At 42.0% G+C, this 12,715-nt stretch carries 10 protein-coding genes; 4 read left to right on the top strand and 6 right to left on the bottom strand.

Going from position 1 to position 12,715, the window contains the following annotated elements:
• Positions 1–17: 17 nt before the first annotated feature.
• Positions 18–395, bottom strand: a complete 378-nt coding sequence (locus tag OC25_RS04640) for a transmembrane 220 family protein (RefSeq protein WP_039472288.1) — start codon at positions 393–395, stop codon at positions 18–20.
• A gap of 235 nt (positions 396–630) precedes the next feature.
• Between OC25_RS04640 and OC25_RS04635 the strand changes: the two genes are divergently transcribed.
• Positions 631–2,511, top strand: a complete 1,881-nt coding sequence (locus OC25_RS04635; RefSeq protein ID WP_039472284.1) for a gamma-glutamyltransferase family protein — start codon at positions 631–633, stop codon at positions 2,509–2,511.
• Between the two features lie 13 nt (positions 2,512–2,524).
• On the opposite strand, the gene OC25_RS04630 is transcribed toward OC25_RS04635, so the two are convergent.
• From OC25_RS04630 to OC25_RS04615, 4 genes are all read right to left on the bottom strand, one after another.
• A complete protein-coding gene (locus tag OC25_RS04630) occupies positions 2,525–3,007 on the bottom strand; it encodes a hypothetical protein (RefSeq protein ID WP_039472282.1) in 483 nt (160 codons plus the stop codon).
• Positions 3,008–3,310: 303 nt separating this feature from the next.
• The gene (locus OC25_RS04625) at positions 3,311–4,399 is read right to left on the bottom strand and encodes an acyltransferase family protein (RefSeq protein WP_039472280.1); all 1,089 of its coding nucleotides are present in this window, start codon (positions 4,397–4,399) and stop codon (positions 3,311–3,313) included.
• A 122-nt stretch (positions 4,400–4,521) separates the two neighbouring features.
• On the bottom strand, positions 4,522–5,133 hold the full coding sequence (locus OC25_RS04620; RefSeq protein ID WP_039472278.1) for a hypothetical protein: 612 nt from the start codon (positions 5,131–5,133) through the stop codon (positions 4,522–4,524).
• A 126-nt stretch (positions 5,134–5,259) separates the two neighbouring features.
• On the bottom strand, positions 5,260–6,009 hold the full coding sequence (locus OC25_RS04615; RefSeq protein WP_245221890.1) for an AAA family ATPase: 750 nt from the start codon (positions 6,007–6,009) through the stop codon (positions 5,260–5,262).
• A gap of 188 nt (positions 6,010–6,197) precedes the next feature.
• On the opposite strand from OC25_RS04615, the gene OC25_RS04610 reads away from it, so the two are divergent.
• Both OC25_RS04610 and OC25_RS04605 read left to right on the top strand, forming a co-directional pair.
• On the top strand, positions 6,198–7,094 hold the full coding sequence (locus tag OC25_RS04610; protein ID WP_039472275.1) for a LysR family transcriptional regulator: 897 nt from the start codon (positions 6,198–6,200) through the stop codon (positions 7,092–7,094).
• A 70-nt stretch (positions 7,095–7,164) separates the two neighbouring features.
• Entirely contained in the window at positions 7,165–8,115 is a 951-nt protein-coding gene (locus OC25_RS04605) for a YeiH family protein (RefSeq protein WP_039472273.1), read from the top strand.
• A 774-nt stretch (positions 8,116–8,889) separates the two neighbouring features.
• On the opposite strand, the gene katG is transcribed toward OC25_RS04605, so the two are convergent.
• Positions 8,890–11,157 carry a catalase/peroxidase HPI gene (gene katG / locus OC25_RS04600; RefSeq protein ID WP_039472271.1) on the bottom strand — a complete coding sequence of 756 codons (2,268 nt, stop codon included), beginning with the start codon at positions 11,155–11,157 and terminating at the stop codon, positions 8,890–8,892.
• A gap of 273 nt (positions 11,158–11,430) precedes the next feature.
• Between katG and OC25_RS04595 the strand changes: the two genes are divergently transcribed.
• Positions 11,431–12,120 carry a DUF4397 domain-containing protein gene (locus tag OC25_RS04595; protein WP_039472269.1) on the top strand — a complete coding sequence of 230 codons (690 nt, stop codon included), beginning with the start codon at positions 11,431–11,433 and terminating at the stop codon, positions 12,118–12,120.
• Positions 12,121–12,715: the final 595 nt, after the last annotated feature.

Genomic DNA, 12,715 nt, shown 5'->3' with positions numbered 1-12,715 from the left:
ACGAAAATATATCAGAACTAGATTGTACCAGCGGCTACCAGATAATCAATTAGCAGGGCTCCTGTAATAATCAATAAGCCAAAAAACTCTCTTGTTTGTTCGATATAAGGTTTAGTAGCCTGCATACTCTCTACCAAACTTGGCCTTTTATATTTCATTACCCAGTCGCGCACCCCATCCTTCGCAAAGAATAAAATGGCAGCATACACCAGGTAAAAGGCCATCAGAAACAAATAAACCAATGGATAGTACAACCCAAAAATAGCTAAGCCACAACAAATTGCAGCGCTCATATAAATAGATACCCAAAGGTAAGGATCTTCATCGTTTAGGTTAACATAGGCAAAACCTATAAAAGACAAACAGAAGATACTGTTGAGAATTATTAAAAGCATTTGAATTTTAAAAAATTTAAATCTAGTTAAATCGATTTTTTAATGCAACCGAAAGGACAAAGTTATTTAAACTCACAGCTTTTTAAACCTAGATTTGTAAAATTATAGTCTCTTTTAGCATTGGTATAAGATTGAATTGCTTAGGACTGTGATATACAGCCTGCTGACCATATATTGTAACAAACATGTTTACATAATCTTGCAAGCTTAAAGAGGTTTTTTTTATCTTAGTTTTATGAAAAAGCTTGTTCTGTTTCTTTTATGCGGCATGGTAACTGTACGCACCATAGCCCAGCAAACCCAAAAACCAATGCTCTATGGCAGCAACTGGATGGCCATTACCGGAAAACCGATGGCGGCAACAGCCGGTTCCATGATTTTTCAGCAGGGTGGTAATGCGGTAGATGCTGCCTGTGCCATGCTGGCTGCTACCTGCACCATGTGGGATACCCTGAGCTGGGGAGGTGAAACACAAGCGCTGATTTACAACCCTAAAACAGGTAAAGTAATTGCTATTAATGCCATGGGTATTGCTCCTACGGGTGCAACAGTAGAGTTTTTCAAAAGTAAAGGTTATAATTTTCCTCCAGAATATGGTCCGCTGGCCGCCACAACACCTGGTACACCCGGTGGATTAATTTATATGCTCAGCCAGTACGGTACGATGAGCCTTGGACAGGTATTGGCTCCGGCCATGCACATGGCAGCAGGTTATGCCATCGAAGCACAGGCTGCCAACAGTATCGAACGCGATAAAGAACGCATTAAAACCTGGCCATACAGTAAAAAAGTATTTTTAACCCACCCGGGCGAAAAACGCGAGGCACCGGAGGCAGGCGAGATCTTTGTACAAAAAGAATTGCTTGCTACCCTCACCAAAATGGTTGAAGCCGAGAAAGAAGCCTTAAAAAAAGGAAAAAATCGCAAAGACGCTTTAATGGCCGCATACGATCGTTTTTACAAAGGAGATATTGCCCGTGAATTTGTAAGAGGCAGCAAAGAACAGGGTGGCTTAATTACCATGGAAGACCTGGCCAAATGGAAACCCGTCGAAGAAGCTCCGCTAAGCACCAATTACAAAGGCATTCAGGTGTACAAACTACAGCAATGGACGCAAGGACCTATGCTTTTGCAGGCCTTAAACATCCTCGAAAACTTTAACCTAAAAGAAATGGGCTACAACAGTCCGAAATACATTCATACCGTTTATCAGGCCATGAACATGGCTTTTGCCGACAGGGATTTTTACTATGGCGACCCCAATCAGACGCCTAACGAGCCCATGAAAGGCCTGTTAAGTAAAGATTACGCCAAACAGCGTGCAGCGCTAATCCAGTTTGAAAAGAACGATGCTAAAATTGGACCGGGCGACCCCTATCCTTTTCAGGGACAAAAAAACCCCTACCTCAACCTGTTAAAAAGCCGCGGTTTTGAAATCGACACCACCAAACGCAACTTTGCACCAAAACATGATTTAGGAAATTACACGCCGAAAGCAATATACGAAGACCGCTTATGGAGAGGAACAACTTCTATTGAGGCTGCTGATAAAGAAGGCTGGGTAGTTTCGGTAACACCAAGTGGTGGCTGGCTGCCGGCCTGCATTGCAGGAAACACCGGTATTGGCATGAGCCAGCGTATGCAGAGTTTTGTGCTCGACTCTACCCTGAATCCTTTTAATGTGGTGGCACCAGGCAAACGCCCAAGGGTAACCTTATCGCCATCGTTATTTTTAAAAGATGGTAAACCTTATGTTTCGGCCGCTGTACAAGGTGGCGATACGCAGGATCAGAACCTGCTACAATTCTTTTTAAATATGGCCGAATTTGGCATGACGGTACAAAAAGCAACAGAAGCTGCTAATTTTAACACCAACCAGTTATGGCTTTCGTTAGGAGGAAGCAAAACAGCGGATAGAGCACCAAAAGCCGGACAGATTTTACTGAACAGCAATACCAAAGAAGAAGTACGTACCGCCTTAAAAAACATGGGCTATATCCTCAGTTTTGGCGATCGTACGAGCGGACCAATTAATGCCATTTATTTTGATCGCGCACATGGCACCTTATGGGGAGGTTCGAGCAATCATGGTGAAGATTATGGCATCGGCTGGTAGCGAAAGCGACCTTTTAGTCTTTCCAGCCGAAACTATAGCTTGCTTTAACCGGATGAGCCGTAATTTCGAAATCTTCGCTAAAATCGGCATTAAAAAGCTGAAAACGTACAGGCCATTCATCTTTTAGCATGGTAGAAACAAACTTGGAGAAAATGCCTGCAAAACTTTTGAAACTAACTGCCTCTTTGCAAATGACCAGGTATTCATCATCTGATTTGGTAATCACTTCGGCAATCACATTACCCCAGCGCGACAGGAGTTGTGCTGGCAACCGGTGATAATGCTGCGATTCAATCAGCTTACAAATACCTTCAAGCAATGCATCGGAAAACGGACTACCACTTAACTGTTTCCATTTACCGTTCCACTTTTCTAAACTGCCTAACAGCTCACCATCCTGAACCAGGCGCCAGGGCTCGTTTTGCGAAAACTGGATAAGCTGATAATGGCTTGATTCCTCATCACTTTGGGTAAAGAAATAGTCTAATTCGATCATGCTTTATTTGTAGGGATATACAAACCTACAAAATAAATACTAAAAATAATAGCATTTTATGAGTAAATTTTCCCGCTTGAAAACTTTACGTTTTCAGGTAATCTGATATTATTTTATGCCAGATAAATACTAATATTGTTAGCCCAACAATATTAGCCCTGTAAAAGGTAAATCAGCAACATGTATCGGCGTTACCATAATTGTAAATTGCGCCAAATAAACATTTTATTCTATTAACATTCAGATTTTTAGAAAAATTAATTAAATTAAAATATGAAGAAAAAATGTTATAAAATTAACCTGTTAAACGCTTTTAAACATGATCTTTTTAAGGTACTTCCGAATGGGTAGATCCATAAAAACAAGCACACCGTAAGCTAATAGAACCAGGGCAATTGTTCCGATTGGTATCAATATTTGCATGGTAGCCATATTAGGTTTTTTCACTTCGATATAACTTAGAAAGAGCCAAAGGAAAGGATAATGGATTACGTAAAGCGGATAAGAAATTTCGCCTGAAAACTTACAGATTTTAGATAGTTTGGGTTGCAACGTAGCCCCCGCCCCCAGCGCTACTAAAAACGGAAAATAAAATACAACCAGGAGCGGATCGATAATCGCATTGGCTTTAGAGAATGGCACAAGGAAAACGACTAAGAGTAAAATTGCCATTGAAACAAAACCCAGTTTCGACCTGATAATCCATTTTGAACGGTACACTAAAATCCCTGCCAGAAATGAAAATAAAACCCTGATGCCGCCTCCAAAAAAGTTATCGCCACCCCACCCTACGCCCAGGTAGCCTGCCTTTTGTGCTTCGAAACCCAGCAATACCGCAGCAATGATGGTTAAAACCCATAATACTTTATTGGGTAGTTTGATCAGCACAAGTGCATAAACGATATTGGCCAGGTACTCCCAAAATAATGACCAGGTTGGCGGGTTGAGGTGAAAAAGATTGAAATAACGCTCCTGTACCAGCGGATAAGGCACCATGAAACATGACGACACAAATAGGATAAAGGTTTGTCCGTAGCCATAAACGTCCTGTAGCTGACTAAAAGGATCGAATATAAAGGCCAAAACGCCTATTATGGAACCTATAATTACCAATGGATGCAAACGGATAAACCTGAGTTTTAAGAAAAGAATAATGCCCAGGTCGGCTAATTTATGATCGTAAGCGTAGGCAATAACGAAGCCCGACAAACAGAAAAAGAAATCGACTGCGAGGTAGGCATGCGCAATAAAATTGTCTTTGTAGTCGGGCGTAGCAAATTCCATAAAATGAAAAATAACTACAGCTATCGCTGCAAGGCCCCTGAGGCCATCTAAAATTTCGAAATGCTGTTTGGTTTTTAACAGTCCATTTGGTGTAGTATTTAAGTTCATTGTGTTGTGTTGAACCGCAATAATAATACTTTGCAAAATGAACTTAAGGGCAGGAAACGAAATAGAGACAAAACATGGAAAGAATGAGATTTTTTAGCTAACCTGCCGGTTAAGCGAAAAAACTAAAGCATCATGTGTGGCACATAGCCCGCTGTAAACATATTGACGAACGATTTAGGCGTTAAAACCTGTACTTCATCTAAAACAGGGAAAGGAATTGGTTTTTCGTAGCCTGCGGCTGTCCACAAATGCAACTGTTTAGCTTTAACCAGATAAGCGTTGTTTTGATAAGCAACAAAAGCACCGTCAGGTAGCAGATCAAGGCTTTCATTGTAAGAAACTTTGGTTTTATCGGCTGCGATCCTCTCCAGCTGTAAAATATTGTCAATTTCGGTCACAGCGGTTTTCATGTTAAACCCATATCCGGAATTACCTTTTAACCAATACATTTTAAAACGCTGGTGATCTGCATAACGGCACTGAAAGCACGGCCTGTGCCCTGCTGCAAAAGCAGTGGCTTCATCTAAAAAGAAAAGCTCTGTCCAGCGATTGGGTTGCATGATTTCGCGGTGCCGGCCTCTAAACTGGAGCGCGCAGGTAATCCAAGCCTTAACCTTAAACTGGCGCACAATTTCTTTACCGGCATTGTGTATTACCCCGCGGTTACCCAGCCAGGCACCCCTGTGCGCGGTTTTAACAATTTGCCCAAAGGGATTTACGCGATTTTGCAACATTCCGGTATTTGATTGGTCTCAGCCGTTAGTTCAAACTATGCAATTGGGTGCAAGACTTTCTTTTCTACGAATTTTATTCAATTGCCACAGATTAACAGATTTGATCTAATCTGTTAATCTGTGGCTTTAATTGGCTAAAAATGTTGCTTCTTCTACCACACTTAAAGCAGCTTGCAACTCAAATTCGCCAATTAGTGCGTCTTTAACTAATCGATAAGCGTGATCTTTCGCTTCGGCAAAAGAAATACTGTATTTGCGCTCAATTGATTGAATATTTGCTGGAAAACGCGAAAGCAGCTTGTCGTAATAAGTATCCAATACCTCAGCCGAAGGCATGGTAAAACTTAAGCGAAGCTGAAAACGCCTTAACAACGCCGCATCGATAAATGATTCGTAATTGGTGGCACAGATTAACAAAGCATTTTCGGGAAAATAATCAATCATCTGGATCATGGTATTCACCAAGCGGTGCATTTCGCCTACATCTTTATCGCCCTCGCTCCTCGCCTTGCCTATCTGATCAAATTCATCTAAGAAAAGAACTGCTTTCTCACGCTTAGCTTTATCGAAAACCATTTTAACATGCTGGGCAGTTTCGCCTAAGCGGGCGCTGATTACATTACTGAGATTAAGCACCAACAGGTTTTTGCCCAGCGCTCCGGCAATGGCTTTAGCTGTAGTGGTTTTACCGCAACCCGAACTACCATGCAACATCACTTTGTTATTAACCGGCAATTCGTACTGGCGCAGTTGCTCAATGTAACTGTGCTCCCTGATCAGTTGATTAAGCAGGATTCGATTATCTTCGTCTAAAAATAAATCATCCAGTTTGATCTGTTCTTTATCGCTTATAATCAGGTCGGTTATGTTCATCATCCCTTTTAGGTATTATTGAGCCACAAAAATAAAAATAAGCCTGAATTTAATCGAAAAGCGCCACTGAATGCTTTAAGTCTTTACATAGCTATAGCATATCCAGGCTTGATTCAATCAAAAATGCACAATTAAAGGACATATTTCGTTACTTTAGCCTGCTACAAAAGCTTACCCCTATTTTTTGATCGATGTTTGATTTTAGACTGAAGGTTTTTTATATCGTTGCCAAACGGCTCAACTTTACCAGGGCTGCCGAAGAATTATTTATTACACAACCCGCAGTAACCAAGCATATACAGGAAATAGAGGCCTTTTACAAAACCAAACTTTTTGACCGGAACGGAACGAAAATTAAAATTACGCAGGCCGGCAATATTCTTTTAAAACACGCCGAAGCATTGATCAATATTCACCGCAATATCGATTTTGAACTTGCTGCACTGGCTAAAAACATAAAAGGAACGCTTCGCATAGGTGCAAGTACAACTATTGCACAGTATTTCCTACCGAAGTACCTGGCCTCTTTCAGACAACAATTTCCTGACATCACCGTATCACTTAAATCGAATAATACAGAAGCAATAGAAAACCTGCTGATTGAAAATAAAATTGATTTAGGATTGGTAGAAGGGCAATCTAAACGCCCTCATATTAAATACACGCCATTTGTACAGGATGAAATTGTGCTTTGTACTGGTAGCAGTAATCCCCTGGCTAAAAAGGCCGTGATTAGCTTAAACGAACTTCAAAAGCTGCCGCTGGTATTGCGCGAGCCAGGTTCAGGTTCATTGGAAGTGGTAGCGGCAGCACTAAAAAATGCAGGTCTGAGCCTTTCTCAACTTAACAGAGATCTGGAACTGGAGAGTGCCGAAAGTATAAAGGCCTACCTGCTCAACACCAATGCTTTTGCGTTCCTGTCTATTCACGCAATACTGAAGGAACTTAAAAGCGGCGAATTAAAGGTTATCGATATTAAAGGGCTCGATATTACGCGTGTATTCTATTTCATTACGCAACAAGGCGATACCCTCGATTTGCAGGAAACTTTCATTAAACACCTCTCGTCTTATAACTTTAAGTTATAATAAATAGCAATTATTCATTTCTATACCTTCAACATGCTATCCATCTTTGTGGTGCAAAAACAACAAAATCATGGATAACAAAATACTGAATAAATCAATCACCGTCAGGGAGATCATTTTCTTTGCTTTTCTTTTATTGTGCCTCCTGCCGTTTATCTCTCCACCGGTTGCACTTTTAATGGGAATTGTGGTTACGCAATCAATTGGTCACCCGTTTTTACATCTTAACCATAAGGCCACGCATATTCTGCTGCAATTTTCGGTAGTGGGGCTTGGATTTGGCATGAATGTACAATCGGCATTGCAGGCTGGCAAAAGTGGCTTTATGTTCACTGTTTTATCGATATTAATCACACTCGTACTGGGCTATTTACTGGGCAGACTTTTAAAGATAGAACGCAAATCGGCCTTCCTGATCACGGTTGGAACCGCTATTTGTGGTGGCAGTGCCATTGCAGCTATATCACCGGTAATTAAAGCCGAAGAAAAACAAATCAGCGTTGCGCTAGGTACCATTTTTATCCTTAATTCGGTTGCATTATTCATTTTCCCACTTGTTGGGCAAAGCCTGCAGCTTTCGCAACAGCAATTCGGGGTTTGGAGTGCTATTGCCATTCAGGATACCAGTTCGGTAGTGGGTGCAGCGAGTAAGTATGGTGCTGAAGCTTTGCAAATTGCCACTACAGTTAAATTAACCCGTGCCTTGTGGATTATACCGATTGCTTTGCTTAGCTCAGTATTATTCAGAAATAAGGGTACTCAAATTAAAATCCCCTATTTTATTGGCCTGTTTGTGCTGGCCATTGTGCTGAATACCTATTTTCCTTTTGTAAAGATTATTGGCAGCCAGATTGTACAGCTTTCTAAGATTGGCTTAACACTCACCCTATTTCTGATTGGTTCAGGTTTATCAAAAGAAGTGTTTACTACAGTTGGTTTTAAACCTATTTTGCATGGATTGATTTTGTGGGTGATGATCTCGATACCTGCGTTGCTGGCGGTGATTTATCTATTGGGTTAACGAGTGTTTTTACCAGCTAAGACATGTAAGGGCGTTTAAGTTTTACCTTTTCCGGGATCGTCATTCCCGCGAAAGCGGGAATCTTAAAGCTTATGCCTGAGTTATTTTTCACCACCTAAGACATTTTAGGGCATTTAAGGTTGGTTAACCTTTTCCTGGAGCGTCATTCCCGCGAAAGCGGGAATTTTAATGCTTATGCCTGAATTATTTTTTACCACCTAAGGCATTTAAGGGCATTTAAGTTTTACCTGTTCCGGGATCGTCATTCCCGCGAAAGCGGGAATCTTAATGCTTATGTTTGAGTTATTTTGCACCACCTAAGACATGTTAGGGTATTTAAGTTTTACCTGTTCCGGGATCGTCATTCCTGCGAAAGCGGGAATCTTAAAGCTTATGCCTGAGTTATTTTTCACCACCTAAGACATGTTAGGGCATTTAAGTTTTACCTTTTCCAGGATCGTCATTCCCGCGAAAGCGGGAATCTTAATGCTTATGCCAGAATTATTTTTTACCATCTAAGGCATTTAAGGGCATTTAAGTTTTACCTGTTCCGGGATCGTCATTCCCGCGAAAGCGGGAATCTTAATGCATATGCCAGAATTATTTTTTACCATCTAAGACGTGAGGCATTTAAGTTTTAATTTTATGAGGCTCAATTGTTCAACCAAGTCCTTCGACAGGCTCAGGATGACAACGGAGTGGGAACCTAATCAAATACGTAAAGGATTGCCGCATGCAGCAATCCTTTACGTATTTACGACTAATTAAAAACGCTTAAGCCAGATCAAAACGATCTAAATTCATCACTTTGGTCCAGGCGGCTACGAAATCATTTATAAATTTCTGTTGTCCGTCTGCGCTGGCATAAACTTCGGCAATTGCTCTTAGTTCTGCATTTGAGCCAAATACAAGATCGGCGCGTGTAGCCGTCCATTTGGGCTGGCCGCTCTGGCGACTGCTGCCAATATACAGTTCACGATCTTCAGAAGCAGCTTTCCAGGCAGTATTCATATCCAGCAGGTTTACAAAGAAATCGTTGCTTAACTGACCCGGATTTTGAGTAAAGACACCGTTTTTAGAGCCATCGAAATTGATATCCAATACACGCAGGCCACCAATCAGCACCGTTAATTCAGGCGCAGTTAAGGTTAACAAATGTGCTTTATCAATCAGCAATTCTTCGGTAGCAACAGGTACCCTTGGGTTGCAGTAGTTACGGAAACCATCGGCTGCAGGCTCAAGATATCCAAACGATTCCACATCAGTTTGTTCCTGCGAGGCATCCATACGACCTGCAGCAAATGAAATAGTTACTGTATTGTTTGCTGCACGTTCTACTCCGGCATTACCTGCCAGTACAATTAAATCGGCCAGCGAAATCTGTTTGTTATCGCTTTGGGCAGCATTAAAATCCTGCTGAATTTTCTCCAACACCCCTAACACTTTTTGCAGCTGAGCCGGATTATTTACCTTCCAATCTTTTTGCGGCGCTAAGCGTATTCGGCCACCATTGGCGCCACCACGTTTATCTGATCCGCGGAAAGTAGCCGCCGAAGCCCAGGCTGTACCAACCAATTCTGATGTAGTTAAACCTGAAGCCAGAATTTTTGCTTTTAGCGCAGCAACATCATTTTCATTCACCAAAGCATGGTTTACTGCCGGAATAGGATCTTGCCAAAGCAATTCTTCCTGTGGTACGTCAGCACCAAGGTAACGCTCACGTGGGCCCATATCCCGGTGTGTAAGCTTGTACCAGGCACGTGCGAAAGCATCAGCAAAGGAATCTGGATTTTCCAGGAAACCCCTTGATATCTTTTCGTAAGCGGGATCGAACCTTAAAGAAAGATCGGTGGTTAGCATGGTTGGCAAATGTTTCTTTGCATTATCGTAAGCATCAGGAATAATGGCTTCTGCATTTTTAGCCACCCACTGATGTGCACCAGCCGGGCTTTTGGTCAATTCCCAGTCGTAACCAAACAGGTTTTCGAAGAAATTATTGCTCCATTTCGTTGGCGTAGTTGTCCAGATTACTTCCAGTCCGCTTGTGATGGTATCGGCACCTTTACCAGAACCAAAGCTATTGCTCCAGCCAAAACCCTGACTGGCAATATCAGCCGCTTCAGGTTCTTTACCCACATTATCGGCTGAGGCCGCACCGTGGGTTTTACCAAAAGTATGTCCACCGGCAATTAACGCTACAGTTTCCTCATCGTTCATGGCCATGCGGCCAAAAGTATCGCGAATATCTTTAGCGGCTAAAACAGGATCAGGATTACCATCTGGTCCTTCAGGATTTACATAAATTAAGCCCATTTGCACCGCAGCAAGTGGTTTTTCGAGGTTACGTGAATGCACATCGCCATCGGCATCATCGTCAGTTACCACTACGCCATGTGCTTTATCGGCGCCATCAGAGCCATGTGCGTAACGTAAATCGCCACCCAACCAGGTAGTTTCCGAACCCCAATAAACTGATTCATCTGCCTCCCAGGCATCCTCACGACCTCCGGCAAAGCCAAAGGTTTTAAAGCCCATCGATTCTAAAGCAATATTACCAGCCAGGATCATTAAATCGGCCCATGAAATTTTACGCCCGTACTTTTGTTTGATAGGCCACAGTAAACGGCGTGCCTTATCTAAACTCACGTTATCGGGCCAGCTGTTTAAAGGTGCAAAACGCTGTAATCCGGCACCTGCACCACCCCGGCCATCACCTACGCGGTAAGTACCGGCACTATGCCAGGCCATTCGGATAAACAAACCACCATAATGCCCGAAATCTGCCGGCCACCAATCCTGCGAATCAGTCATTAGCGCATGTAAATCGCTTTTTACAGCTTCCAGATCTAAGCTTTTAAATGCTTCGGCATAATTAAAATCAGGGTCTGAAGGATTTGATAAAGCTGAATTCTGACGGAGAATATTAAGCTTCAATTGTTTTGGCCACCAGTTGTTGTTACGGGTACCGCCGCCACCTACATTGTGTTTCATGCTGCCGTTATGGAACGGGCATTTGCTGATATCGTTCGGGTCTTTTTCCATCTTTTATCTCAATTTGTTAGTTTAAATTTATGAACTGATATAAAATTAAGGGATTCCTTTCAATAATCACAATCACATAATTCTATGCGTAAATAGTTAAAATCTATTATCCTTATTGCAGCTTAGTTTTCAGGTTTTTATATATAAAGTTATAAAAATTATGCATAAGATTATTAACTATTAAGCCTCCCAGCTACGCATCTATCAGCCTTCATTGTAGCAAAAAGCTATTCACGTCCGTTTCTATGGCAAAACAAAATCCCTATCTCTATAATGAAAATTACAGTAAATTATTTAAAGCACACACTGGCTGTAACCTTGTTAACCATTAGTTTATTTGCTTGCAAAAAAGACAGCAACACCGATCAACCAGTGGCCACAACCGCTACCCTATCGTTTAACAACGGTCTTGACCTTACAGGCAAACTTGATTTCTATATAAACGGCACTAAAAAAGCCAGTCTGGATGCCCTGCTGCACAGCGATTACAGCGAAATACCCGAAGGAAAGTTAAACATTAAAGTAAGCAATGCAGGTTCAACTACTGCAATTGCCGCTTCAGATTTTACCTTTACAGCCGGCCGCAATTACTCGGCATTTGTATGCGGTACAGTAGCAGCTCCCACACTGGTTTTAATTGAAGACAACCTGAATGCCGCAGCAAAGGACAGTGGAAAAATCCGTTTTGTTAACTTAAGCCCAGGTGCAAAAGGGTTAGATTTAAACGTACGCGGTAAACAACCCGTGTTCAGCAACCTGGCTTATAAAAGCGCTACTAGTTTCGAAAATATGGCGGTAGCTACCGAAGTAAATTTCGACTTACGAGAAAATGGAAACACTCAGGTGATCAGCAGCCTTGAAAAGGTAAAAATAGAAAACGGTAAGATGTACACGATTATGGCAACCGGCGAAAGAAGCGAAAACAACGCCAATGTTAAAATGACCGTGATTACGAATAAATAAAGAATTATAGCCTTGTCATTCCTCTCAACTGATCTTCATTGCGGGGAGGGGTGACATCCGTTCCGACTTTCGGCTATGGCGTAGACGCTTCTTTTGTAATTCCCTTTGCACTATCCGTCATTGCCAGCTTGACTGGCAATCTTAATGCAGTAAAAAGGTTAGCGAACCATGTTTAAGGTTCTACTAGCTCAAGCGAGCAATCTTCCCTGTTTTCAGCTATCTTATATATACAAATGGAAGATTTTTTTCCGCTCTATGCCGCGGGGGCATGGTACTTTGGAGCGCCAAAGTACCCAAAGCGCTCTGTCAATCCAGCAATGGGCTTTTTGCACAACCCTATACACATCAAAAAACAGTGGCACTTCGTTTTGTTTGTTAGTACTTAAATAAAAATTCGTGCAAACATGAGCACAAAACCACTGCGTTTTAGGTTTGGCAGTGCCATTTGTACTACTCTGCTCCTGTTTTTTGATTTTCATAGCCCTTGGGATTGACGGCGTTCTTCGCCCAGGGCCGTGGTCTTTCAAAGCAAGTTTAGCAGGATGCCTAAATTACCTACAAAAAGATGTGTCCACAGGATAAGACTTTCGAAAAG

The organism is Pedobacter kyungheensis, assembly GCF_000812965.1.
Classification (GTDB): domain Bacteria; phylum Bacteroidota; class Bacteroidia; order Sphingobacteriales; family Sphingobacteriaceae; genus Pedobacter; species Pedobacter kyungheensis.
This window is presented reverse-complemented; position numbering and strand designations above follow the sequence as displayed.